The organism is Marinobacter salicampi (genome assembly GCF_011074795.1).
GTDB classification, from domain to species: domain Bacteria; phylum Pseudomonadota; class Gammaproteobacteria; order Pseudomonadales; family Oleiphilaceae; genus Marinobacter; species Marinobacter salicampi.
On record NZ_JAAMPF010000018.1, the window covers coordinates 571,905 to 596,338 of the forward strand.

Genomic DNA, 24,434 nt, shown 5'->3' on the forward strand with positions numbered 1-24,434 from the left:
GCGATAGCTGGTCTGCGGAACGTTTCGGCAAAGTCTTGGTCAGAACAGGGCTGGCCGACCGTTGCCGGCCTGGGTCAGACCTTGGACCCGCCCCGACAATAGTTTTCCGGGGTGATTCTCAGTAGTGGGTCGGTTCGCGCTGAATGGCCAACTCTGAGGGCTGATTCGCAGACTGGCGTTGTAATTTAGAATTTGGCGCCCAATATGAGTGTTATAGCGGTGGTGGATATTCCGAATGCCAGTGTTCTGGTTTCGGTATCAGGCCGGTGTCTTGAGCTGGAGGCCGGATTCGTTCGTTCTCCGCTCAAAAGAGATTTACCAGGTTAGCAAGGGATTCAAAGGATGAGTCGGAACCTTGTAGGCAGCCCGCTTTCCTAGACCTGGGCTGGGCTGTTTCTGGTGGACAGACGTATAACTAGTGTAAGGTGTCGAAAGAGGTCTGTCTGACGCGCGACCTTTCAATTCACAGGTGACGATCCTTGAACGATATGGCAAAAAATCTGGTTCTCTGGCTGATAATAGCCGCCGTACTGCTGATGGTGTTTCAGAACTTTTCACCGACAACCAGCGGTCAACAAGTTAATTACTCCCAATTTGTGGAGTTGGTGCAACAGGGTCAAGTCCGCGAGGTAACCATCGACGGGCTGGAAATCCAAGGCACCCGAATGGATAACTCCCAGTTTGAGACCATTCGCCCACAAGTGCCCGACAACAAGCTGATGGACGATCTGCTGGCTAACGACGTTGAAATCGTCGGTAAAGAGCCAGAGCGCCAGAGTATCTGGACTCAGCTATTGGTTGCGGCTTTCCCGATTCTGATCATCATTGCACTGTTCGTGTTCTTCATGCGGCAGATGCAGGGCGGAGGTGGTGGCAAAGGCCCCATGTCCTTTGGCAAGAGCAAGGCCCGCCTGATGAGCGAGGACCAGATCAAGACCACCTTCGGTGATGTAGCGGGTGTCGATGAAGCCAAGGAGGATGTTAAGGAGATTGTTGATTTCCTTAAGGATCCCAGCAAGTTTCAGCGCCTGGGCGGTCGTATTCCGAAAGGCGTGCTGATGGTAGGTCCTCCGGGCACAGGTAAGACCCTGCTCGCAAAGGCCATCGCTGGTGAGGCCAAGGTGCCGTTTTTCTCCATCTCAGGCTCGGATTTCGTGGAAATGTTCGTCGGTGTTGGCGCCTCGCGGGTTCGCGATATGTTTGAACAGGCCAAGAAACAAAGTCCCTGCATTATCTTTATCGACGAGATTGATGCCGTGGGTCGTCATCGTGGCGCTGGCATGGGTGGCGGTCACGATGAGCGCGAGCAGACCCTGAACCAGTTGCTGGTGGAAATGGATGGGTTCGAGGGTAACGAGGGCGTAATTGTCATCGCGGCTACCAACCGGCCGGACGTGCTTGACCCGGCGCTGCTCCGACCCGGTCGTTTTGACCGTCAGGTGGTGGTTAGCCTGCCGGACATTATCGGCCGCGAACAGATCCTCAAGGTTCATATGAAGAAAGTGCCTCTGGCCGACGGGATCGAACCGCATGTCATTGCCCGCGGTACCCCTGGCTTCTCCGGTGCTGACCTGGCAAACCTGATCAATGAGGCAGCGCTGTTTGCTGCCCGACGGAATCAGCGCCTGGTATCTATGGAGGAGCTGGAGCTGGCCAAAGACAAGATCATGATGGGCGCGGAGCGCAAATCCATGGTCATGAACGAAAAAGAGAAGCTCAACACGGCTTACCATGAATCTGGACACGCCATTATCGGGCGGCTGAGTCCCGAGCATGATCCGGTGTACAAGGTAAGTATCATTCCTCGCGGCCGGGCCCTGGGTGTCACCATGTTCCTGCCGGAAGAGGACAAGTACAGCCACAGCAAGCGCTTCCTGATCAGTCAGATCTGCAGTCTGTTCGGCGGCCGTATCGCCGAAGAGCTGACGCTGGGTGCGGACGGCGTGACCACGGGTGCCTCCAATGACATCAAGCGTGCTACTGAGTTGGCGCGCAATATGGTGACCCGTTGGGGTCTGTCGGAAAAACTGGGTCCGCTCCAGTATGATACTGACAGCGAGGAGCCGTTCCTGGGCCGCTCGGCAGGCCAGTCCCAGACGATTTACTCGCCTGAGACTGCTCAGCGCATCGATGAAGAGGTTCGCAACATAATCGATACCTGTTATGAGCGAGCCAGGCAGATGCTGATCGACAACCGCGATAAGCTGGATGTTATGGCCGACACCCTGATGCGTTACGAGACCATTGACCGTCATCAGATTGATGACATCATGGAAGGTCGGACGCCGCGGCCGCCCAAAGGCTGGAATGACAGCGGCCCGGGCGGGGGGATTCCATCCAGTGATGACTCCGAAAAGGAGCATGCACCGCGGGATTCCGATGATCGCCAATCTGGCGGAGTTGGGCGACCAGCGGGTGAGCACTGATCTAGTGTGATCCCAAGCGTTTATAGAAAGCGCCGTCCTGTTGGGCGGCGCTTTTTTGTTTCTGTTACGATAATTTCAGGATTCTGTCATGAACATGGATTTCGCCGGGCATTCTCTCGATATGACCCGTTGTCACGTCATGGGGGTGCTCAATGTGACGCCTGACTCATTCTCCGATGGCGGCCATTTCAGCCGGCTCGATTCCGCTCTGGCACATGCCCACAGGCTAGTGGCAGAAGGCGCCGCGATTATCGACGTCGGTGGCGAGTCCACTCGCCCCGGTGCGCGGCCCGTATCCGTTCAGGAAGAGCTGGACCGCGTCTGTCCCGTTGTGGAAGCCATCAGGGCCGAGATCAACGTGGTCATATCCGTTGATACCAGTACTCCTGAGGTCATGGGCGAGAGCAAGCGCCTGGGGGCGGGTATGATCAACGACGTTAGGGCTTTGCAGAGGGAGGGCGCCCTGGAGGCCGCTGTAACCTCAGGGCTTCCGGTTTGCCTCATGCACATGCAGGGGAAGCCCGATACCATGCAATCGTACCCCCGGTATTCGAGCGTGGTACGGGAAGTGACCGGTTTTCTTATGGAACGTGTTCGCGTGGTTGAGCGTGCAGGAATAGACGCAACCAGGCTCCTGTTGGACCCTGGCTTTGGTTTTGGTAAAACCCTTGGTCACAATCTTGAGCTGCTAAAGGCCCTAGGCCAGATGCGTGCGCTGGGTTACCCCCTGCTGGTGGGTATGTCCAGGAAGAGCATGCTTGGTGAGATTACCGGGCGGGAGGTTTCGGAAAGGTTGCCTGCCAGCCTCGCAGTCGCGACAATAGCCGCGATAAAGGGTGCGTCAATTATTCGTGTCCACGATGTCAGGGAAACTGTCGACGTCATCAAAGTGGTGTCGGCCATGGAGGAGTCAGACGTATGAGCGAACGGAAGTACTTCGGGACAGACGGTATTCGCGGCAGGGTAGGCGAGTCACCCATCACGCCGGATTTCATGTTGCACCTGGGTTGGGCTGCAGGCCAGGCATTCAAGCGCGACGGCCAGCGTAACAGTGTGATGATCGGCAAGGATACGCGGCTGTCTGGCTATATGTTTGAATCCGCCCTGGAAGCCGGCCTGTCAGCCGCCGGCGTGGACGTAAAACTGCTGGGCCCAATGCCCACCCCAGCCATAGCCTATCTGACCCGCACCTTCCGGGCGTCCGCGGGCATTGTCATCAGTGCGTCCCATAATCCGCATCACGACAATGGCATCAAGTTTTTTTCCGCTGCCGGCACCAAGCTCAGCGACGATCTCGAATCCGAGATTGAGCGCTGGCTCGACCGGCCTATTGAAGTCTGCCAGTCCGCAGAGCTTGGCAAGGCCTTCCGGGTTGATGATGCGCCCGGGCGCTATGTGGAATTCTGCAAGAGTACGGTTCCCAATGAATTTACCCTGGAGGGCATGAAGATTGTTCTGGACTGCGCCCATGGTGCGACTTATCACGTGGCGCCCAAGGTGTTCAGGGAGTTGGGCGCGAGGGTTTCAGTAATCGGCGCAGACCCCGACGGCTTGAATATCAACCTGAACGTGGGCTCCACTCATATGGGCGCGTTACGCCAGGCGGTTGTCGAAAAAGGGGCCGATCTAGGAATTGCCTTTGATGGCGACGGTGACCGGGTCCTGATGGTGGATAGGGACGGTTCCGAGGTGGACGGCGATGAGTTGCTGTTCGTGATAGCGTCCCAGCGAAGGAAGTCCGGCACCTTGCGGGGCGGAGTTGTAGGTACCCTGATGACCAACTTGGGTGTCGAGCTTGCGCTCCAGGACCTGGGGATCGACTTCGAGCGTGCCAAGGTGGGCGACCGCTACGTAATGGAACGTCTTGTAGAGCGTGGTTGGGTGCTGGGTGGCGAGGGCTCAGGACATCTCGTCTTGCGCGACTGCACATCCACCGGTGACGGAATCGTGTCCGCCCTGCAGGTATTGCTGGCCGTCTGGCGTTCCGGGCAGAGCCTATCAGAATTGCGCAGTGGCATGACCAAGCTGCCCCAGACCATGATTAATGTCAGGGTTGCTCAGCGCTTTGATCCGTTCTCAAGGCCGGCTATTACTGATGCGGTACGCAGCGCCGAAAAACATCTGGGCACCACCGGGCGCATTCTGCTGCGGGCTTCGGGCACCGAGCCGCTGATACGGGTAATGGCAGAGGGCCAGGACGAAAACGTCATTCGCCGGGTGGCTGAAGAGCTGGCAGAGCAGGTGACGATATCTCAGCCCTGAATCTGGTTGTCTGCGTCGGGCGAGTGCTGTATAGTTTCGCCTCCCTTGAGTTGGGGGTCCGATATGTCACATAAAATAGTTGCTGCAAACTGGAAGATGAACGGGTCCCTGGACCTGGTTAAAGAGTTGACCGGTGAGATAAAAGCACAGCTTGCAAAGCTTGATAATGGCGTAAAGGTTGTTATCATTCCACCCGCGCTTTATCTGCGGGATGTGCATCGCGAAATCGGTTCCGGGTTTGAGTTGGGTGTCCAAAATGTCTCCCAGTGGGAGGACGGCGCCGTTACTGGTGAGCTATCTGCAGCGATGGCAGCAGACGTGGGCGCCAGTTACGTTCTGATCGGCCACTCGGAACGCCGGCAGCTTTTCGGCGAGACCGATGAAGTGGTCTCTGAGAAGGTTGCCAAAGCTCTGGCTCACGGTCTATCCCCCCTGGTGTGTGTGGGGGAAACACTTGATGAGCGGGACGCGGGTCATGCGGTCGATGTGGTCTGTGGCCAGGTTGAGAAGGCGCTTGCCGGTATAGGGCCTGATGACTGGAAAAATATTGTGGTTGCCTATGAGCCTGTCTGGGCAATAGGGACCGGCAAGACGGCAACCGCTGAAGATGCCCAGCGGATGCACCGGGAAATCCGGGACTTGCTTGCCAGGCTCGGCGCACCGGCTGACACGGTTCCTCTGCTTTACGGCGGAAGTGTTAAGCCTGATAATGCCGCCGAGTTATTTGCACAGCCTGACATCGATGGCGGCCTGATAGGCGGCGCATCGCTTAAGGCAGACGATTTTGTTCGCATCTGCCAGTCAGCCTGAGGTCAGGTTTCGGGCAGGGTGAGAGGTTTACAGGCTAACGCTTTAAGAGAGTTTCTATGGATTTGGTCGAAACACTGGTAGTTGTTGCACACGTCGTGATCGCAGTGGCGCTGGTGGGTCTCGTGCTGATCCAACAAGGTAAGGGTGCAGATGCCGGTGCCGCTTTCGGTGGTGGTGCCTCGCAGACAGTATTCGGTAGCCAGGGTAGCGGTAGCTTTTTGACCCGCGCAACAACGTTCCTGGCGATCCTGTTTTTTGTAACGAGTTTTTCGCTGGCAATATTTGCTAAGCAGCGCGCTGAAGTCGCAGGTGAGGCCGGTATTCCGCAAGTACAGGAATCCCGTTCGCCAGCCGATCAGCGGTCTGCTGACGATGCTGCCGGAAGCGAAGATGAGAGCGGGGAAGGTTCCGGCCTCCCTGATCTCGAGTGAGTTTTTGCCGAAGTGGTGGAACTGGTAGACACGCTATCTTGAGGGGGTAGTGGCGAAAGCCGTGCCGGTTCGAGTCCGGCCTTCGGCACCATATACAACGGCTTGGGGTTCCAAGCCGTTTTTTTTGGTCAGTCCTTGACCAGTGCGGCCGGCGTCCTTATACTCCGGCGATTATTGGTGCGGGTTCCGGGGTATCCGGTAGCGCCAAGACAGGCCAGGTGTCTGTCGCAGGAGTAGTCGGTTAGGCTCCTGTTAGTTCTTGCTACAAAAAGCCCCAGTGCAGGCTATCGGATGAAGCGCTTATGCGCGTGTCGATGGGCTGAGGTTACGGGGCTTTTTGATTACGGGGCCTGGCGCAGCAGGCCCTGGTGCATAAAAAGGGCTGATCGACAGCCCTTTTTTTTGTTTGTGGGGCTCATACAAAATCGTAATGGAGACGAAAGTCACTTGTCAGCAAAGTTGCAGCAACTTGAAACGATCCTCAGGCCGGTAATTGAAGGTCTGGGTTACGAATTCTGGGGACTTGAGTTTCGCTCTCAGGGACACCATTCCCTGTTAAGAGTGTTTATTGATGATGCTGAGATCGGTGTCAGCGTAGAGGACTGTGAAAAAGTCAGTCGCCAGGTCAGTGGGGTTATGGACGTTGAAGACCCCATCCAGTCTGAGTACACCCTCGAAGTATCATCCCCTGGCATGGATCGTCCGCTGTTTCGGCTGGAACAGTATGAAGAATTTGCGGGTCACCGGGTTCAGATCCGTCTTCGCATGGCGTTCGAAGGGCGCCGTAAATTTATTGGGCTGCTCAAGGGTGTTGAGGGCGAGGATGTGGTTGTGGTTGTAGATGACCACGAGTACCTGTTGCCCTTTGACAGTATTGAGCGCGCGAACATTGTTCCGGTATTCGAGTAAATCGTTTGACTGCGAGTCTAAATATAAGGGCAGGGCAATCCAATGAGTAAAGAGATATTGCTGGTAGTCGAGGCCGTCTCTAACGAGAAAGGCGTTGATAAGGATGTTATTTTTGAGGCCATCGAACTGGCTCTCGCCACTGCCGCCAAAAAGCGCTATGACGACGAGGAAGCGGATATCCGGGTATCTATCGACCGTCGCACCGGGGAATATGAAACCTTCCGGCGCTGGCTGATCGTGGACAACGACGCAGTACCTGCACTTGGCAGCGAGCTGACCATGCAGGAAGCCGAGGAAATCGACAAAGACCTCAAGCCCGGCGACACCCATGAAGAAAAGGTGGAGTCTGTTGCTTTCGGTCGTATCGGCGCCCAGGCAGCGAAGCAGATCATTTTCCAGAAGGTACGCGAGGCTGAACGTTCCAAGATTGTTGACAGCTACCGCGATCGGGTTGGCGAACTGGTTTCAGGTACCGTAAAGAAGGTGACCCGGGACAATGTGATCGTAGACCTGGGCGCCAACGCTGAGGCGCTGCTACCCCGGGACCAGTTGATCGCACGGGAAACTTTCCGCATGGGGGATCGTATACGCTCTCTGTTGCTGGAGATTCGTACCGACCACCGCGGACCTCAGTTGATCCTCAGCCGGACCAGCCCAGCCATGCTGATCGAGCTGTTTCGTATTGAAGTTCCGGAAATTGCCGAGGAGCTGATCGAGATTCGTGGCGCAGCCCGCGATCCGGGCTCCCGTGCCAAAATTGCCGTAAAGACCAACGACCGCCGGATTGATCCGGTCGGTGCCTGTGTCGGCATGCGGGGATCCCGGGTCCAGGCGGTCTCCAACGAGCTCGGCGGCGAGCGGGTTGACATTGTGCTTTGGGATGATAACCCGGCGCAGCTGGTTATTAATGCCATGGCACCGGCAGAAGTCGCATCCATTGTAATGGATGAGGATGGCCATACCATGGAAGTTGCGGTTGCTGAAGACAATCTCGCCCAGGCCATCGGCCGTAATGGCCAGAATGTCCGTCTGGCCAGTGAGCTGACAGGCTGGACCCTCAATGTGATGACCGAGGAAGAAGCCGGCGAGAAGCAGGAACAGGAACAAAGCCGCTTGCTGGAGCATTTTACCGGCAACCTCGATGTGGACGAGGAGTTTGCAGGCATTCTCATTGACGAAGGGTTCACCTCCATCGAAGAGGTTGCCTATGTGCCAATGGAAGAGATGCTTGCAATCGATGGCTTCGATGAAGACACCGTGATTGAACTCCGCCGGCGCGCCAAGGACGCTCTGCTGAACCAGGCGCTGGCAAGTGAAGAGGCTCTTGAAGGTCGTGAGCCGGCAGAAGATCTTCTCACAATGGAAGGAATGGACCGCTCGCTGGCATTCAAGCTGGCTGGCATGGGCATCCGTACCATGGAAGATCTGGCTGAGCAGTCGGTGGACGATCTGCTTGAAATTGATGGAATGAATGACGAACGTGCGGGTCAGCTTATCATGACTGCACGTGCCCCCTGGTTTCAGGACCAGGCTTAATCGGGAGGAGGACCAGTATGGCTGAAGTGACGGTAAAACAACTGGCCGATGATGTAGGCGCTCCCGTGGATCGTTTGCTGCGTCAGATGGTAGAGGCTGGCCTGAAAGCCCGCTCGGAAAATGATTCTGTGACCAGCGATGAAAAACAGCAGCTGCTGACCTATCTGCGTAAGAATCATGGCGACTCTGATTCAGAACCGCAGAAGATTACGCTCAAGCGCAAGACCACCACTACCCTGAAAGCGGGTAGCGGCGCTGGCCGTGCCAAAACAGTAAACGTGGAAGTGCGTAAGAAGCGTACCTACATCAAGCGGGCTGAAACCCAGCCAGAGCCAGAAGCAGAACAGCCGAAGCCGGCATCAGCGGCAGAGCAGCCGCAACCAACCCAGCCGCCGGAAGAGCCGGCACCGCAGGTTTTGGATGAGCCCATGCAGGTGGAAGCTGGGGCTGAAAAGGGCGCCGAGGTGGTAACGGGTGATTCGGCTGAGCCGACTCCGGTGGCAGCCTCTGAGGTTCCGGAACCTGAGCTGGACCCGGCCGATATGCCGATCCCGCCGCCAGATCCCGAGAACGCCAAGGACAAAGATCGCAAGCCCAAGAAAAAGAAAGAGAAAGAGAAGGTGCGCGAGCGGGTTGAAGAGCCTGACGAAGGCAAACCCAAGAAGAAATCCGCGGGTCATCGTGGTCCCCGTAATCGTCCGGCTGAAGAGCCGGTAGTGATTACGGAAGACGATGAGGACACCACACTGCGCAGGCCGCTGAGGGCGAAGAAAAAGCCCAAAGAGAAGCGGCATGCCTTTGAAAGGCCAACCAAACCAATGGTTAGAGAAGTTGAAATTCCCGAGACCATCACAGTGGGCGAGCTTGCCCAGCGTATGGCGGTCAAGGCGGCCGACGTTATCAAGACCCTGATGGGTATGGGTGTTATGGCGACCATTAACCAGCCCCTGGATCAGGAAACAGCGGTCCTGGTCACTGAAGATCTTGGTCATACCGCCAGAACAGTCAGTGACGACGCCTTTGAAGAGTCGGTGCTGAGTGAAATTTCCTTTGAAGGTGAGACCGCCAAGCGGGCCCCGGTGGTCAGTGTTATGGGTCACGTTGACCATGGCAAGACCTCCCTGCTGGATTACATCCGCCGCACCAAGGTGGCTTCTGGCGAGTCCGGCGGTATTACCCAGCATATCGGTGCCTACCATGTGGAAACCGAACACGGCATGGTGTCGTTCCTGGATACCCCTGGTCACGCAGCGTTTACCGCCATGCGTGCCCGTGGCGCCCAATGCACGGATATCGTAATTCTGGTGGTGGCAGCGGACGACGGCGTTATGCCTCAGACCAAGGAAGCGGTCCAGCATGCACGTTCCGCTGGTGTTCCGCTGGTGGTTGCCATCAACAAGATGGACAAGGAAGGCGCTGATCCTGACCGCATCAAGACCGAACTTGCGGGTCTGGAAGTGATTCCGGAAGACTGGGGTGGAGACACCCAGTTCGTGCCGGTATCGGCCCATACCGGTGACGGTATTGATGACCTTCTGGAAGCAGTATTGCTGCAGTCCGAGATCCTTGAGCTCAAGGCAGTGCCAAAGGCCCCGGCCAAAGGCGTGGTTATTGAATCCAGTCTCGAACGTGGTCGTGGCTCGGTGGCAACCGTTCTTGTTCAGAACGGTACCCTGCGTCAGGGCGACATGGTGGTAGCCGGCGCTTTCTTCGGTAAGGTTCGTGCCATGACCGACGAAGCGGGCAAGCCATCAAAAGAGGCCGGGCCCTCCATTCCGGTAGAGATCCTGGGTCTTAATGGTACCCCGGACGCCGGTGATGAGTTCTTCGCCGTCGCGGATGAGCGCAAGGCCAAGGAGCTTGCCGAGTTCCGCCAGGTACGTGAGCGCGAGCAACGGCTTCAGCGTCAGCAGGCTTCCAAGCTTGAGAACCTGTTCGAGAACATGGGCAAGGATGAGGTCAAGACTCTCAATGTCGTGCTCAAGACCGACGTACGTGGCTCACTGGAAGCTATTACCAAGGCGCTCCAGGACCTGGGTAACGAAGAGGTTCAGGTCAAGATTGTCTCGTCAGGGGTTGGCGGTATCGCCGAAACCGATGTCAGTCTGGCCGTCGCCACCAACTCGGTGATCTTCGGCTTCAACGTACGGGCGGACACTGCGTCCCGGCGTCTGGTGGAGCAGGAAGGGGTTGATCTGCGCTACTACAGCATCATCTACAACATGATTGATGACGTGCGCTCGGCCCTGACCGGCATGCTGAAGCCCGAGTTCCGCGAAGACATCATTGGCATTGCCGATGTGCGCGATACTTTCCGGTCTCCGAAGTATGGTCAGGTTGCTGGCTGTATGGTGATTGAAGGCACGGTCTACCGTAACAAGCCGATTCGGGTCTTGCGGGAGAACGTGGTGATCTTTGAAGGCGAGCTGGAATCCCTGCGCCGCTTCAAGGACGACGTGCCGGAAGTCCGCAACGGTGTCGAGTGTGGTATCGGCGTCAAGGGCTATGACGTCAAGGTCGGCGACCAGATCGAAGTCTTTGATCGTGTCCGGGTTGAGCGCAAGCTTGAATCCGCGGGCTGATAATCAAGCCTGAAAAAATGAAGCAATGGGGTGCCTCCAACAGGCACCCCATTTTGTCGAAAGAGCGTTTAAAGAGCCAACATAGGCAGAACTATGCCAAAGGAATTTAGCCGTATCGATCGGATTGCCGATCAGATACAGCGTGAGCTGGCACAAATGATCCAGCGTGACATCAAGGACCCCCGGCTTGGGATGGTTTCCATCAATGCGGTTAAAGTCAGCCGCGATATGGGCTATGCCGATATCTACGTGTCCCTGCTAAGCACTGAAGACCTTACCGAGGACTCTGCCGAAGTCCAGGATTCGTTGATGGTGTTGCGCAAGTCTGCCGGGTTTTTGCGCGGCCAGATTGGTCGTGCCATGAAACTCCGCATGGTGCCTCACCTGCGTTTTCATTTTGACACCTTGCCGGGCCGAAGCCGTCACATGGACTCACTGATCGACGAAGCCGTGGGTCGTCAGGCCCCGGTCGACCGTTCTGATGATCCGGAGTCTGAAGTTTGAGCCGACGCCGCAAGGGTCGTGACGTAAACGGCATCCTGGTTATCGACAAGCCCGCAGGCCTGACCTCTAACGGTATCCTGCAGCACGTGAAGACGCTGTACGGCGCAGCCAAGGCGGGCCATACAGGCGCACTGGATCCCCTGGCCACCGGGGTGCTTCCCCTGTGCTTCGGCGAAGCCACCAAGTTTTCCCAGTCCATGCTCGACAGTGACAAGGCGTACATCGCCACCGCAAAACTGGGCGTTACCACCGAGACCGGGGACAGTGAGGGCAAGGTGGTGCGGGAGACCCCGATACCGCCAGGGCTCAACTCGGCAGCTGTGGAGGCAGTCCTGGGCGATTTCCGGGGGCCGATCCAGCAGGTGCCATCGATGTATTCCGCCCTCAAACACAAAGGGCGGCCGCTTTACGAATATGCCCGTGAGGGCATCGATATTGAACGCCCGGCGCGCCCGGTGACCATCTATGATCTGACTCTGCTCGAGGTCCGGGACACGGAGTTTGATATTGCGGTTACCTGTACCAAGGGCACTTATATCCGATCGCTAGTGGAAGACATTGGTAACGCCCTTGGCTGTGGTGCCCATGTAACGGCTTTGCGCCGGACCCTGGCGGCGGGCTTTGTCCTTGAAGACGCCATACCCGTTGCCCGGCTCGAATCCATGCGCGAGCAGGGCGAATCCCTCGACTCCCTGTTGGTGGCACCGGATGCAGCGCTGAGCATGTTTCCGGAGCTGATCCTGTCCGCAGACAGGTTACGGTCGATATTGAACGGACAACCCGTTAGAATATCCGACCAGGAATTCGCAGGCCCGGTCCGCCTTTATGGTGAAGACCGTTTTATCGGCCTGGGTGAAGGTATTCCGGACGGCGAGCAGGTAGTAATTACTCCTCGCCGTCTGGTCAAGACAGCTGACTGAATCCCACGGGATCCAGCGCTGATTAGCCGAGCTGCAGAGATGCGCGGTTTGGCCGAATTCATATGCATCGCATCCTATGAGGTGAGTTATGGCACTTTCTGCCGCAGAGAAGTCAGAGATCGTTAAAGATTACCAGCAAGCCGAAGGCGACACCGGTTCTCCTGAAGTACAGGTTGCACTGCTGAGCGCCAACATCGACAAGCTGCAGGGTCACTTCAAGGCCAACAAGCAGGATCACCACTCCCGCCGTGGCCTGATCAGGATGGTTAACCAGCGTCGTAAGCTGCTTGACTACCTGAAGAAGAAAAACGCTGACCGTTATCTTGAGCTGATCAAGCGTTTGGGTCTGCGTCGCTGAGCCCTTGGGGTCAGACGACCTGTCAGAAGGTGTCGCTACGGCGGCGCCTTCCTGCGTACGGCGGAGCTTGTCTCCGCTTTACGTGCTTCTCGCCTGCCAGTATTGCCTGCGTCACCTTCATTCAATTGCAGCACCCAAGCTTCACCTAGTGTTGCGAGACAGTGGTGCGAGCCGGACAATGGTGCTCAGCACTGGTGTTCGGGTGGAAGCTCAGGCTGTAGAGCGTAAAGCAGTATTCAAGCATTACGGTGCGTTCCGGTTTTCCGGTGGTTTGCAAAAGCCCCTGTCGTAACCGAAAGCCAAACATAGCAGGTTGTCGAAAGGCCCGGCGCCGAAGCCCGGGATTTTCCGACAGCCTGTTAGCTTTCAGGCAGGTTCAGCCTTTGTTGACTCCGTTTGATCTGGTGTGCGTCGAATCGGGATGATTTGCCATGGGGCAGGTCATCAGACTGAACTGAAGAGATAATCAAGGAGTTACCGTGAATCCGGTAAAAAAGACATTTGAACTCGGCGGCAAGACCGTCACCCTGGAAACGGGCCGTATTGCCCGTCAGGCCACCGGCTCAGTGCTGGTCACCATCGACGACATTTCTGTACTTGGTACGGTCGTCGCTGCCAAGGAAGCCAAGCCCGGCCAGCCGTTTTTTCCGCTGACCGTGAACTACTTCGAGAAGACCTATGCCGTGGGCCGTATTCCCGGTGGCTTCTTCAAGCGTGAAGGCCGTCCGTCCGAGAAAGAAACCCTGACCTCGCGCCTGATTGACCGGCCCATTCGGCCCCTGTTTCCCAAGGGCTTCATGAACGAAACTCAGGTTATCCTGACGGTCATGTCCTCCAGCAAGACCCAGGACCCAGATATCGCCGGCATGCTCGCAGCCTCTGCGGCCCTGTCCCTTTCCGGTATTCCCTTTGATGGTCCGGTCGGTGCGGCGCGTGTCGCCTTCACCAACGAGCGTGGCTATTTCCTCAACCCCACCTTCGAAGAGCTCAGCGATTCGCTGCTCGACATGGTTGTGGCCGGAACTGAAGATGCGGTACTGATGGTTGAGTCAGAGGCCAAGGGCCTGACGGAAGACCAGATGCTGGGTGGTGTGCTCTTTGCCCACCAGGAAATGCAGACCGCTGTTCAGGCCATCAAGGAATTCGCCAGTGAAGTGGGCAAGCCCCGTTGGGACTGGCAGCCAGAGGCTGAAAACACGAGCCTGCTGAACGCCATGAGCTCCGACTTCTCCAGCGCTATCGAAGAAGCCTACACCATACGCGACAAGATGGAGCGCTACGCCCGTCTGAGCGTGATCAAGTCCGAAGCCGTTGCAAAACTGGCAGGCGATCAGGAAGGCCAGCCTTCTGCGGATGAGGTTAAAAAGTATTTTGGCAAGGTCGAGAAGAGCGTTGTGCGCAAGCAGGTGCTCGATGGCAAGCCGCGTATCGACGGTCGCGACAACAAGACCGTGCGTCCGATCCAGATCGAAGTCGGGGTTCTGCCCAGCACCCATGGTTCAGCCCTGTTCACCCGTGGTGAAACCCAGGCGATCGTGACCACAACTCTGGGTACAGCCCGGGACATGCAGATCATCGATTCCCTGGAAGGCGAGCGCAAGGACCCGTTCCTGTTCCACTACAACTTCCCTCCCTACTCGGTGGGTGAAGCTGGTCGTGTTGGCACGCCGGGCCGTCGTGAAGTCGGTCATGGTCGTCTTGCCAAGCGAGGCGTTGCTGCCGTTATGCCGACCATCGAAGAATTCCCGTACACCATTCGTGCGGTTTCCGAGATCACTGAATCCAACGGTTCCAGCTCCATGGCTTCGGTCTGTGGTTCCAGCCTGGCACTGATGGACGCCGGTGTGCCGATCAAGGCACCGGTTGCCGGTATTGCCATGGGTCTGGTCAAGGAAGGCGACCAGTTTGCCATCCTCACCGACATCCTGGGTGATGAAGACCACCTTGGCGACATGGACTTCAAGGTAGCCGGTACATCGGAAGGCATCACCGCCCTGCAGATGGACATCAAGATCAACGGCATCACCGATGAGATTATGGAGCTGGCACTGGAGCAGGCCAACGGTGCCCGAATGCACATTCTGGCAGAGATGGCCAAGGTCATTGCCGTGCCCCGCGCCGAGCTGTCCGAGCGCGCACCGAGCATTACCACTATCAAGATCAATCCCGAGAAGATCCGGGACGTGATCGGTAAAGGCGGTGCGACCATTCGTGGCATCTGCGACGAAACCGGCGCCTCCATTGACCTGGACGACGACGGCAATGTGAAGATCTATGCCGACACCCAGATTGCAGCCCAGGCGGCGATGAAGCGAGTGATGGAAATCACCGCTGAAATCGAAGTGGGAGCCATCTATAAAGGCAAGGTGGAGCGCATCGTCGACTTCGGCGCTTTCGTTAACATCCTGCCTGGCAAGGACGGTCTGGTTCACATCTCCCAGATTTCCGACCAGCGCATTGAGAACGTGTCTGACGTGCTCAAGGAAGGCGAGGAAGTTCTGGTCAAGGTGCTGGACGTTGACGCCCGTGGCCGTGTGAAGCTGTCCATGAAAGAAGTGAAGGAAGGCGAGCAGCCGACTGATCTCTCTGCCATGTAATCAGCCCAGGCTGATAAAAAACCCGCCTCCGATTTCGGAAGGCGGGTTTTTTTATGGTCAGTTTCCGCGGGCGTCTGCCATGAACTCGAGCACCGCCTTGCGGTAAGCTGGAACAACAAAGGTCGCACCATGGGGGGTAACGGTCTGGAGAAACTGCTTCGGTGCTTCTGCCGCTTCGTAAAGCCGCGTGCCATGGTGAAGCGGGATGATGCTGTCCCTGGTGCTGTGGATGATCAGGAGAGGAGTGGGGCTGATATCGGCAATATGATCCGTGCCCTCGTAGTCATCGTTTATAGTCCAGCTCAGAGGCGCCTGCAGGGGCCAGGTCAGCCAGAAGGCGCTCAGCTTTTCCCGGGCAATGGTCCGGAACCCGGAAAAAGTACCATCCAGAATCAGAGCGGCGAGCTCCGGGGTTTCCTCGCCCTGGTTCCATTCGCTGGCAAGCATTAGAGCAAGGGCTCCGCCAAGGCTCTGGCCGAGGAGGTACACCGGTGTGTCTTCCTCGCCATGGGCCTCAACCAGCCACCGAAGACCGCTCTCGGCGTCATGGAGGACCCCCTCAAGGCTGGGTTCGCCTGTGGACCGTCCGTATCCACGATAATCGATGGCGAACACATCATAGCCCGCTCCAGGCAACCAGGCGACGTTCATGATATGGCTGCTGATGTTCTGGGCGTTGCCATGGAGGAAGTAAACCTGACCTTTTGACTTGCCCTGGGCGGGTAACCACCAGCCGTGCAGGGTCTCGCCTTCCGGCGTATCGACGAACACATCCTGGTATTCCAGATCGAGCCGGTCCGGGGTGATATAGACATGGCTGTCCGGATAGAAGAACAGGTTGGTGCAGCCCCCCTGAAGTACCGCCAGGGCCAGGAGCAGGGCGGTCAGAAATAGACGTTGAGTCCCAGTTGCCATTGACTGCTGTACCTGTCGAAGTGGTGTTTACGCTGGAATTCTGTGGCAATGCTCATGTCCCGCCCGAGATGCCAGCCTGCATTCAGATAGAGGGTGTCCTCGCGATGCAGGTCGCTGACCAGCCAGGCCTTGGTGCGAATGCCACCCAGGAAGCTGGCCCTGGGCGACTGATGCAGCACCCCAAGGTCAGCCCCTGGGGCCAGGTCGTAACCCCGGCGAAGGTCGCTGTCCACTTCGGCATCGCCGGTCACCATGGCCAGGGCCTGGGTCCTGTTACCCAGGCGCCAGCTGCCGCCGGCACCTCCTTCAAGGTAGGGTGTCAGTATGCGCTTGCCCGACTCGGTGTCGGAGCGGCGGCCGCCGAAGCCCACCTGCCAGGACAGCGGTGAAAAAAAGCCATCCCTTGGCGACAGGGAGCGGATCTCTACCCCGACGATCTGCTCCACCTGAAGCTCGTCATTGTCCGTGTAAAGCCGGGCATCGAATCTCAGGAACTGCAACTGGGCACCCGGACGATAGCCTTCCGGAGGGTCCAGTAGGTCATGGTAGGCCGGACGCACCGACAGTTCAGCGTAGTTCCGGCCATGCTGGCGCCCGCCTGCATGACCGATACGCAGGGTGTCGTGGCCCTGGTCATCCCGAACTTGCGGAACTTCAGGCTCAGGCGGCGGCGCAGTACCACTGATGCCGCTGCGGGCCCGCAGCAGATCATGGGAAAGGGGCGCGGCAAAGGACCTTGGCCAGCCTTCAGCTTCTGACTGGTATCGCACGTAGTCATAGGAGGCATCCAGAAGGTGTGCCCTTCGTTCGGGCGACAGCGCCTGCACTTCCGGACCGTCCACCTTGATATAGCCATTGGCTATAGCTGCAGCCAGGGTCTGGTCGCCCGCCGGCAGATGATTCAGGGCGAAACTGACCTTGGTCGCCGCCGAGGGCCGGTAGTGAACCTGCTCGACCAGGTCTTTGTCCACCACCCAGCGAACGGTATCAGACGGGATGGCGTGGGTGCTTACTTCAGCCAGAAGCTCGGTGCCCGGACGCGCCACGTCGATCAGGGCCAGCAGGCGGTAGGCACAGTTCTCATCGAAAAAATAATAATCAAAATTGCGTTCCCGGATCTCCCAGGCGTGGGCCAGCATCATGTCCACTTCGGCAGGGGTCAGGTTGAGCTGGTACTCCCAGAGGTCGCGGTTCTCAATGTCGGTATAGAGGCGGATCTTTTCGTAGTAGGGCTGGATCGTCGTAATGCCCGGGTAGCCCCCAAATATGCCGCGGTAGGCGAACATAAGTTCACTGTCGTGGGCCTCGGCATCGGCAGCGTAGGAAATGGTGTTGGCCAGCAGCAGGTCGGTGTCTTTGTCGTCCTGGGGTGGGTCCAGTCTGGTGAATGTGTGACCGAACATGGAAGACGGACTGTTCAGGTAGGAAGCCGCAAACACCAGGGTCACGGTTTCGGTGTTCAGCTCTTCGCGCCACTGCTCATAGGCAGGGCACTCGATGTCAGTGGCCGGTAAATCCAGCTGCGAGCGTAACCACCGGTCCCGTGCCGGGAATCGGCACCGGGCGTGCCCATCGCCTTCGCCGGGCTGGCGGAGGGCATTTAACGTGGCCTCAAGCTCGGCTTCAGGGGAGTGCTGGCCCTGCTCACTGAGGAAAAAACCGGGATCATCAGCCTGACTTTTATAGCCAGCGCTAGCCAGGTTTTTTCTGTAATGAACAAGGTTAAGCCATTCTTCCGTTTGAGCAAGATGTACGATATTTCCCTTTGGAGAGCCCGAAGAGTATGGCGATAGAAGTAAGATGGAGCAGAAAGCGGCAAAGTACATTTTCATAAATCGATTGCTCGCTTTTTCGCTAGCAATGCAGGCCCAATGAGTGAATGCGTATTACTAACTCAACTAACTTATGGGTATTTTTTTCAAGAATGATAATCGGTGCCTGCGGGTTAATCTCAGGAAGAGAAGGCGTCAGCTGGAAGAGCACGGGTATGTCCGTGCCCTTTCACAACTTAGTCGCTATAGCCTAGAGAAGGTTTTTGTATGCCTCCGACTCAGGCCGGCCATAATTGTGCGTTAAGCAACGTGGTCTTTGAACCGCTCATCCTGCTCAAGAATCCGAACTATTTCGGCCACCACATGAGAAGACCGGACGTCTGTCGAGGGGAAGATAGATTCGAAATTAGTTTGTAGTAAAGAGCGGAACTCGGGCCACTGATCCTGCGGGATCCGGAGGGAGGACGCGATCGCATCTAAATTTTCACCTTGGCCGACTGCGATATCGTGAGCTACAGCATCACCACGAGCGTCTATCAGGCTAGCCATTGACTGTATGCTTGCATTTGTTTCACACCCAGCAATGCCTAGAGTCATACTCACTGTCTGCGACGCAGCGCCGTTGGTGGTTGCGGCTAAAACATGAGGGGCAATTCCGGATTGCCCTTTCCATATCATGGCGCCTACTCCACAACCTGGCCCTTGAGCAAAGGTCATGCTTGAAGCACTTAAAAGAAGTGCACCTGCGATCAGTTTTTTCATCATACTCTCCTTGTCGCGATTTAGCTGTCTGCGCACGCGCACCCGTAGCTTATCTTCTGGGTGCTAAACGATTAGCTTGAATTAAGACTCAGTTTATCCGTCCGTCTGAGTATAGTTCAGATTCCATAGTTGCAAGCAACTGCTCGCGTCAAAAATACAATTGCTAGGCTAAGCACTTGGAGGTTGTTCACTCGGCGGTTGAAACGCGATTTTAGAGGCCTGAGTACTTATTCTCAATTTACGTTTTCCCTAAATATTTCTTTCGGTATCAATAGCTTCAAGCGTTAATTGATTTTCTAGATTAGTCATTTCTCGGTTTTTCAGCTTAGCCCCCTGCGATTTTGTGATGCAGTAATTAATGCTTTTGCGAGCCTTCATGACCACTCACCGGATCCCAGAGAATTGATGCTGGTCATAGCAACAAGTTGACAATGCCCAAACTATATTCGCGTGCATAAAAGGATCCACTGCCTGGTAAAGTTCCAAATGCGGCTCCGGCTCATTTTGTTAACTGTCTGTCTTGTGTGCGGAGCTTAAGGACTCTAAAAAATTTGAGAGTCGCTTATTCTTATTATGTAAATTCGATTACCCCCCCAGATAGGCATTCTGTATGTCCGGGTTGGCGAGCAGGTTGGCGCCGGTATCCTGAAGTCGGATGCGTCCGGTTTCCAGCACGTAGCCACGGTCGGCCAGCTTCAGGGCCTGGTGGGCGTTCTGTTCCACCAGAAACACGGTGATGCCGTCGTCCCGCAGCTTCGCGATAATTTCGAAAATCTGTTTGATGATCAGCGGAGCAAGTCCTAGAGAGGGTTCGTCCAGAATGATCAGCGTGGGTTTGCTCATCAGCGCCCGGCCAATGGCCAGCATCTGCTGCTCGCCCCCGGACATGGTGCCGGCGCGCTGGTTTTCCCGCTCCTTCAGTCGAGGGAAAAGCTCGTAGACATGCTGCTGGCTCTTGCGGATCTCGCTCTTGGTATTGAAAAAACCTCCCATGTGAAGGTTTTCGGCAACTGTAAGCCCCGGGAACACCCGGCGGCCTTCCGGCACAATGGAGATACCCGAGCGCATGATCTCGGCTGTAGGCCTGCGGGTAATGTCCCGGCCTTCCAGTATCACCCGGCCTGAGCTCGCCTGGGGATCACCACATACGGTCATCAGCAGGGTGGTCTTGCCTGCGCCATTGGCGCCGATGAGGGACACGATCTCGCCCTTCTTAACTTCCACCGAAACGCCATGCAGGGCTTCGATCTTGCCGTAGTGGGTATGTACATCTTCAATTACGAGCATTTGATTTCCTCAGGCCTCACCCAGGTAGGCTTTGATCACATCATCATTGTGACGGATCTCGTCAGGTGTGCCCTTGGCCAGTGGCCGGCCCTGATTGATCACGTTGATGCGGTCGGAGATTTCCATTACCAGGCTCATGTCGTGTTCGATAAGCACCACCGACACGTTGTAATCTTCCTTGAGGCTGATAATAAGCTGGTTCAGTTCCCGGGTTTCAGCCGGGTTCAGACCGGCTGCGGGCTCGTCCAGCATGAGCAGTTTAGGCTCGGTCACCATGCAACGGGCAATTTCCAGGCGCCGCTGCTGGCCATAGGCCAAATTGCCGGCGTCCCGGTTGGCCAGGTCCAGCAGGCCGACCCGCTTGAGCCAGTAGGCGGCCCGATCCAGGGACTTCTGTTCTTTCTTGCGGTACCCCGGTGTCTTGAACAGGCCCGCCAGCAGGTTGGTATTCAGGTGCCGGTGTTGTGCCACCAGCAGGTTTTCCACCACCGTCATGCGATTGAACAGGCGCACGTGCTGAAAGGTCCGCACCAGGCCAAGGCGGGAAATCTTGTAGTCAGGGGTGCCCTGGATTTCCTTGTCGCCGAACAGGATCTTGCCGCCAGTGGGCTTGTAAAAACCGCTCATACAGTTGAATACGGTGGTCTTGCCAGCGCCGTTCGGCCCTATGATGGAGACAATCTCGTGTTCCTGAACGTCCAGGGAGACCTGATCGACCGCCAGCAGTCCGCCAAAACGCATGGATAATTCGCGTACTTCAAGCATGCGCTGTCACTCCGGCTTGTCTAGGTGAATATGGATACGGCGCATGGGTAGCAGCCCCTGTGGGCGCCAAACCATCATCAGCACCATGGCAGCGCCAAAGATCAGCATCCGGTACTCCGAAAACTCCCGCGCCAGCTCCGGCAGGATGGTGACCGCAATGGCCGCCAGGATAACGCCGAACTGAGACCCCATACCGCCCAGGACCACAATGGCCAGAATGATGGCCGATTCCAGGAACACAAAGGACTCGGGACTGATAAAACCCTGCTTGGAGGCGAACACGGTGCCGGCAAAACCTGCGAAGAATGCGCCAATGGTGAAGGCGGAGAGCTTGACCCCGGTGCGGCTCAGCCCAAGGGAGCGGGCCGCAATTTCATCTTCCCTCAGGGCCTCCCAGGAACGACCGACCGGCATCTGCATGAGACGGCGGATGGCGAAAAAGGTCATTACCGCCAGCACCAGTGCAATCAGGTAGAGGAAGATGATCTTGTGAGTACTGTCGTAGGCAATGCCAAAGAAGTCATGGAAGGATATATTGCCTTCTTCCTTGACCCGCCGGCCGAACTCCATGCCAAACAGCGTTGGGTCGGGTATGCCGCCAATACCATTGGGACCACCGGTCAGAGAAGTCCAGTTATTGAGCAGTATCCGAATGATCTCGCCAAAACCCAGGGTCACAATGGCCAGGTAGTCTCCCCGCAACCTCAGCACAGGAAACCCCAGCGCCAGGCCGAACAGGGCAGCCAGCAGTGCGCCGGTGGGCAGAGCTACCCAGAAAGAAATGCCGAAGTACTGGGACAGCAGCGCAAAGGTATAGGCGCCGACCGCGTAGAAGGCGACATAACCCAGGTCCAGCAGGCCCGCCAGACCCACCACGACGTTGAGGCCAAGGGCCAACATGACGTAGATCAGTACCAGGGTGGCCAGGTCCACTGAGCCGCGGGAAGCGAGAAATGGCCAGATGGCGGCGCCGATGACCACGAACAATATGATCAGGTTCTGCATCCGGACCCGGGTGGCGTCGCTCATGTTGCGGGTGGTGGGTAATGCCGGCTTAGGCACCCGACCCAGCCCGGACATGATCTGGTCCCGAAACAACTGGAACAGGAACACGGCCAGTGCGGCCAGGAACACGGCGGTGACCGTGGTTGGGTTGGCCCCCTCAAGGCCCACCGAGGTGCCTTGGGATACCAGGTTGAACCCCAGAATTGGGTAGGACACCACCAGAGTAATGATGGCGCAGAAAAGCGCGTGTTTCAGGTTGGAAGTAGCCATCAGATCTTTTCAACCTCCGGTTTGCCGAGTAGGCCGGTAGGTTTGAAAAGCAGAATCAGGATCAGTAAACCAAAGGACACCACATCTTTGTATTCGCCGCTGAGGTAGCCCGAAGTCATGCTTTCGGAAACCCCCAGAATCAGTCCGCCCAGCATGGCGCCGGGAATGCTTCCTATGCCACCGAGTACGGCCGCGGTAAACGCCTTCAGCCCGGCAATGAAACCAAACAGCGGATCAATGGAGCCGTAATACATGCCCAGCAGCAGACCCGCGACCGCAGCCAGTGCGGCCCCTATGACAAAGGTCGCGGCAATGATGCGGTTGGTATCAATGCCCAGCAGGCTGGACATGCCCAGATCCTGGGAGACCGCCCGGCAGGCCCGGCCCGTGCGTGATTTTGCGATAAACCATGAAAGTCCCGCCATGCAGATCAGGGTGGTGATAAAAATGGTGATCTGTATGTATGAAATTGAGGTCTGGAAGTCACCTTCCGCGCCAAAGCGGAAGCCGCCTTCGATCAGCAGCGGAAAACCCATGTTTCTTGAGCCTTGTGCCAGGTGCACATAGTTCTGAAGAAAAATGGACATGCCGATGGCAGAGATGAGGGGAATCAGACGATGGCGGCCCCGAACCGGGCGGTAGGCAATCCTTTCCACTGCCCATCCGGCGGAACTCGAGACGATGACCGCGCAGATCAGCGCAACCAGCAGCACAATGGGAAGAAAGGCAACACCAAGAGCGGCTAGGCCGGTAATGGCGATCAGGGCCGTATAAGCGCCAATCATATAGATTTCGCCGTGGGCAAAATTAATCATTCCGATAATCCCGTACACCATCGTATAGCCGATGGCGATCAGGGCGTAGGCACTTCCGATCGTTAGCCCGTTGATGAGCTGCTGAAGGAAATAGGCGTCAAGCATGGTTTGGTGCTCCGAAGACCTGCCCCGCTGAGCTACTGCAATCTGCGGCGCCGGGGTGCCGGCGCTGGCGGACGAGAAGCGTTCGGGAGCTAAAAAAACACCTTCCCCCGGATCGCGGTGGGAAGGTGTTCCATTACCGTTAGTTAACGATCGCGGCCTAGTTTACCGGAGTTTTGCTGCCATCTGAATGCCATTCGTAAACGACAAACTCAAACGACTCCATATCACCCTTGCTGTCGTACTCGACGGTGCCGATGGGCGTCTCGAAGCTGCCTTCGCGAAGCGCCGCAGCAACATCAAAGGGGTCCGTTGACTCGGCTTTCTCGATACCTTCAGCGATCAGCTGCACCGCGGCGTACGAAGTCAGTACGAAGGGACCGGACGGATCTTCGCCTTTTTCTTCAAACGCTTTGACAAGCTCCTGGTTGGCTTCCTTCTCATCGAAGGCGGGTGGCAAAGTGACCAGAAGGCCTTCGGCTGCCTCGCCGGCAATGGAGTTGATGTCCTTGTTGCCCACGCCCTCTGGGCCCATGAAGGTGGCATCCAGGTTCGCCTGGCGCGCCTGGCGCAGGATCAGGCCGAGTTCTGGGTGGTAGCCGCCGTAGTAGACATAATCCACATCAGCCTGCTTGAGCTTGGTCACCAGGGATGAGAAGTCCTTGTCGCCAGCGGTGATGCCGTCGAACATGGGTACCTCTACACCTTTTTCCTCAAGGGTTTCCTTGACGGCGGTGGCAATGCCTTCGCCGTATTGCTGCTTGTCGTGGATGACTGCCACGCGATCGGGATTGAGGCTGGCAAGATACTCACCGGCGACAGGACCCTGCATGCTGTCCAGACCGATAGTACGGAACACCAGTTCGTAGCCGCGGGAGGTGATTTCCGGGCTGGTCGAGGCCGGGGTGATCATCAGGATGCCTTCGTCTTCATAGATGTCGGAGGCGGGCTGGGTGGAGCTTGAACACAGATGGCCCACCACAAACTGAACACCCTCATTGACCAGCCGGTTGGCAACCGTCACCGCCTGCTTGGGATCGCAGACGTCGTCAACCTCAACGGCTTCGAGCTTTTCACCCATGACGCCGCCATCGGCGTTGATCTGCTCGATGGCCATGCGGGCACCGGAGAACTGCATATCACCGTATTGCGCGACCGGGCCTGTCATCGGGCCGGCAATACCTATCTTGATTTCTGCCAGAGCGCTGCCGGAAGCCATCAATGCCGCTGAGGCACTCACCGCCGTTACGATGTTCTTGACTGATGTATTCATGAGATCTGTCCTACTTTGGGTCAGGTTTATTCTTCTGTGGCCAGGTTAAAAAACACCAGGCTCACCAACTTGTCAAGCTGGGTATAGTTGAGTTTTCAGAGTCTTGCAATTAAAGAGCCAAAGTTCTCTAATA

Annotated in this window: 20 protein-coding genes and 1 tRNA gene; 13 read left to right on the forward strand and 8 right to left on the reverse strand. The window is 56.8% G+C overall.

Going from position 1 to position 24,434, the window contains the following annotated elements; genetic code table 11:
• Positions 1 to 479: 479 nt before the first annotated feature.
• The 13 genes from ftsH (at position 480) to pnp (ending at position 15,335) form a co-directional block, all read left to right on the forward strand.
• Positions 480 to 2,426 carry an ATP-dependent zinc metalloprotease FtsH gene (gene ftsH, locus G7W63_RS11625; protein ID WP_242634397.1) on the forward strand — a complete coding sequence of 649 codons (1,947 nt, stop codon included), beginning with the start codon at positions 480 to 482 and terminating at the stop codon, positions 2,424 to 2,426.
• A gap of 88 nt (positions 2,427 to 2,514) precedes the next feature.
• Complete coding sequence (gene folP, locus G7W63_RS11630; RefSeq protein ID WP_166257753.1) at positions 2,515 to 3,348, forward strand: dihydropteroate synthase; 834 nt, start codon at positions 2,515 to 2,517, stop codon at positions 3,346 to 3,348.
• Positions 3,345 to 4,688, forward strand: coding sequence for a phosphoglucosamine mutase (gene glmM, locus G7W63_RS11635; protein WP_166257756.1), 1,344 nt, complete (start codon positions 3,345 to 3,347; stop codon positions 4,686 to 4,688). Before folP ends, glmM begins: the two co-directional genes overlap by 4 nt.
• 63 nt (positions 4,689 to 4,751) lie before the next feature.
• A complete protein-coding gene (gene tpiA, locus G7W63_RS11640; protein ID WP_166257759.1) occupies positions 4,752 to 5,498 on the forward strand; it encodes a triose-phosphate isomerase in 747 nt (248 codons plus the stop codon).
• Between the two features lie 56 nt (positions 5,499 to 5,554).
• Positions 5,555 to 5,929 carry a preprotein translocase subunit SecG gene (gene secG / locus G7W63_RS11645; RefSeq protein ID WP_166257762.1) on the forward strand — a complete coding sequence of 125 codons (375 nt, stop codon included), beginning with the start codon at positions 5,555 to 5,557 and terminating at the stop codon, positions 5,927 to 5,929.
• Between the two features lie 6 nt (positions 5,930 to 5,935).
• Positions 5,936 to 6,020 (forward strand) — tRNA-Leu (locus G7W63_RS11650).
• Between the two features lie 356 nt (positions 6,021 to 6,376).
• Positions 6,377 to 6,838, forward strand: a complete 462-nt coding sequence (gene rimP / locus G7W63_RS11655; protein WP_166257765.1) for a ribosome maturation factor RimP — start codon at positions 6,377 to 6,379, stop codon at positions 6,836 to 6,838.
• Positions 6,839 to 6,880: 42 nt separating this feature from the next.
• The gene (nusA, locus tag G7W63_RS11660) at positions 6,881 to 8,374 is read left to right on the forward strand and encodes a transcription termination factor NusA (RefSeq protein ID WP_166257768.1); all 1,494 of its coding nucleotides are present in this window, start codon (positions 6,881 to 6,883) and stop codon (positions 8,372 to 8,374) included.
• 17 nt (positions 8,375 to 8,391) lie between these two features.
• Positions 8,392 to 10,956: a translation initiation factor IF-2 gene (infB, locus tag G7W63_RS11665; protein WP_166257771.1), complete on the forward strand. Its 2,565-nt coding sequence runs from the start codon at positions 8,392 to 8,394 to the stop codon at positions 10,954 to 10,956.
• Between the two features lie 93 nt (positions 10,957 to 11,049).
• The gene (gene rbfA, locus G7W63_RS11670) at positions 11,050 to 11,460 is read left to right on the forward strand and encodes a 30S ribosome-binding factor RbfA (protein WP_166257774.1); all 411 of its coding nucleotides are present in this window, start codon (positions 11,050 to 11,052) and stop codon (positions 11,458 to 11,460) included.
• Positions 11,457 to 12,380 (forward strand): tRNA pseudouridine(55) synthase TruB, encoded by a 924-nt coding sequence (gene truB, locus G7W63_RS11675; RefSeq protein WP_166257777.1) that lies wholly within the window; start codon positions 11,457 to 11,459, stop codon positions 12,378 to 12,380. Before rbfA ends, truB begins: the two co-directional genes overlap by 4 nt.
• A gap of 88 nt (positions 12,381 to 12,468) precedes the next feature.
• Positions 12,469 to 12,738 carry a 30S ribosomal protein S15 gene (gene rpsO / locus G7W63_RS11680; protein WP_166257780.1) on the forward strand — a complete coding sequence of 90 codons (270 nt, stop codon included), beginning with the start codon at positions 12,469 to 12,471 and terminating at the stop codon, positions 12,736 to 12,738.
• Positions 12,739 to 13,217: 479 nt separating this feature from the next.
• Positions 13,218 to 15,335 carry a polyribonucleotide nucleotidyltransferase gene (pnp, locus tag G7W63_RS11685; protein WP_166257783.1) on the forward strand — a complete coding sequence of 706 codons (2,118 nt, stop codon included), beginning with the start codon at positions 13,218 to 13,220 and terminating at the stop codon, positions 15,333 to 15,335.
• A gap of 57 nt (positions 15,336 to 15,392) precedes the next feature.
• On the opposite strand, the gene G7W63_RS11690 is transcribed toward pnp, so the two are convergent.
• The 8 genes from G7W63_RS11690 to G7W63_RS11725 all read right to left on the reverse strand — a co-directional run bounded on the left by G7W63_RS11690 (position 15,393) and on the right by G7W63_RS11725 (position 24,301).
• The gene (locus tag G7W63_RS11690; RefSeq protein WP_166257786.1) at positions 15,393 to 16,250 is read right to left on the reverse strand and encodes an alpha/beta hydrolase; all 858 of its coding nucleotides are present in this window, start codon (positions 16,248 to 16,250) and stop codon (positions 15,393 to 15,395) included.
• Positions 16,220 to 18,082 (reverse strand): Lnb N-terminal periplasmic domain-containing protein, encoded by a 1,863-nt coding sequence (locus G7W63_RS11695; RefSeq protein WP_166257789.1) that lies wholly within the window; start codon positions 18,080 to 18,082, stop codon positions 16,220 to 16,222. Before G7W63_RS11695 ends, G7W63_RS11690 begins: the two co-directional genes overlap by 31 nt.
• Positions 18,083 to 18,322: 240 nt before the next feature.
• The gene (locus tag G7W63_RS11700) at positions 18,323 to 18,784 is read right to left on the reverse strand and encodes a DUF3015 family protein (protein ID WP_166257792.1); all 462 of its coding nucleotides are present in this window, start codon (positions 18,782 to 18,784) and stop codon (positions 18,323 to 18,325) included.
• Positions 18,785 to 19,369: 585 nt separating this feature from the next.
• Positions 19,370 to 20,071: an ABC transporter ATP-binding protein gene (locus G7W63_RS11705; RefSeq protein ID WP_166257795.1), complete on the reverse strand. Its 702-nt coding sequence runs from the start codon at positions 20,069 to 20,071 to the stop codon at positions 19,370 to 19,372.
• Between the two features lie 9 nt (positions 20,072 to 20,080).
• Entirely contained in the window at positions 20,081 to 20,836 is a 756-nt protein-coding gene (gene livG / locus G7W63_RS11710) for a high-affinity branched-chain amino acid ABC transporter ATP-binding protein LivG (RefSeq protein WP_166257798.1), read from the reverse strand.
• 6 nt (positions 20,837 to 20,842) lie between these two features.
• On the reverse strand, positions 20,843 to 22,111 hold the full coding sequence (locus tag G7W63_RS11715; RefSeq protein WP_166257801.1) for a high-affinity branched-chain amino acid ABC transporter permease LivM: 1,269 nt from the start codon (positions 22,109 to 22,111) through the stop codon (positions 20,843 to 20,845).
• On the reverse strand, positions 22,111 to 23,031 hold the full coding sequence (gene livH / locus G7W63_RS11720) for a high-affinity branched-chain amino acid ABC transporter permease LivH (protein ID WP_166257804.1): 921 nt from the start codon (positions 23,029 to 23,031) through the stop codon (positions 22,111 to 22,113). The genes G7W63_RS11715 and livH overlap by 1 nt, the downstream gene beginning before the upstream one ends.
• 157 nt (positions 23,032 to 23,188) lie before the next feature.
• Complete coding sequence (locus G7W63_RS11725; protein WP_166257807.1) at positions 23,189 to 24,301, reverse strand: branched-chain amino acid ABC transporter substrate-binding protein; 1,113 nt, start codon at positions 24,299 to 24,301, stop codon at positions 23,189 to 23,191.
• Positions 24,302 to 24,434: the final 133 nt, after the last annotated feature.

Bases quoted from the DNA above. Each gene is read 5' to 3' on its own strand.
- folP (WP_166257753.1), top strand. From the start codon at position 2,515: ATGAACATGGATTTCGCCGGGCATTCTCTCGATATGACCCGTTGTCAC.
- G7W63_RS11690 (WP_166257786.1), bottom strand. From the start codon at position 16,250: ATGGCAACTGGGACTCAACGTCTATTTCTGACCGCCCTGCTCCTGGCC.
- secG (WP_166257762.1), top strand. From the start codon at position 5,555: ATGGATTTGGTCGAAACACTGGTAGTTGTTGCACACGTCGTGATCGCA.
- glmM (WP_166257756.1), top strand. From the start codon at position 3,345: ATGAGCGAACGGAAGTACTTCGGGACAGACGGTATTCGCGGCAGGGTA.
- G7W63_RS11715 (WP_166257801.1), bottom strand. From the start codon at position 22,111: ATGGCTACTTCCAACCTGAAACACGCGCTTTTCTGCGCCATCATTACT.
- nusA (WP_166257768.1), top strand. From the start codon at position 6,881: ATGAGTAAAGAGATATTGCTGGTAGTCGAGGCCGTCTCTAACGAGAAA.
- infB (WP_166257771.1), top strand. From the start codon at position 8,392: ATGGCTGAAGTGACGGTAAAACAACTGGCCGATGATGTAGGCGCTCCC.
- rbfA (WP_166257774.1), top strand. From the start codon at position 11,050: ATGCCAAAGGAATTTAGCCGTATCGATCGGATTGCCGATCAGATACAG.
- G7W63_RS11700 (WP_166257792.1), bottom strand. From the start codon at position 18,784: ATGAAAAAACTGATCGCAGGTGCACTTCTTTTAAGTGCTTCAAGCATG.
- livH (WP_166257804.1), bottom strand. From the start codon at position 23,031: ATGCTTGACGCCTATTTCCTTCAGCAGCTCATCAACGGGCTAACGATC.
- livG (WP_166257798.1), bottom strand. From the start codon at position 20,836: ATGCTTGAAGTACGCGAATTATCCATGCGTTTTGGCGGACTGCTGGCG.
- G7W63_RS11705 (WP_166257795.1), bottom strand. From the start codon at position 20,071: ATGCTCGTAATTGAAGATGTACATACCCACTACGGCAAGATCGAAGCC.
- G7W63_RS11725 (WP_166257807.1), bottom strand. From the start codon at position 24,301: ATGAATACATCAGTCAAGAACATCGTAACGGCGGTGAGTGCCTCAGCG.
- G7W63_RS11695 (WP_166257789.1), bottom strand. From the start codon at position 18,082: ATGAAAATGTACTTTGCCGCTTTCTGCTCCATCTTACTTCTATCGCCA.
- tpiA (WP_166257759.1), top strand. From the start codon at position 4,752: ATGTCACATAAAATAGTTGCTGCAAACTGGAAGATGAACGGGTCCCTG.
- rpsO (WP_166257780.1), top strand. From the start codon at position 12,469: ATGGCACTTTCTGCCGCAGAGAAGTCAGAGATCGTTAAAGATTACCAG.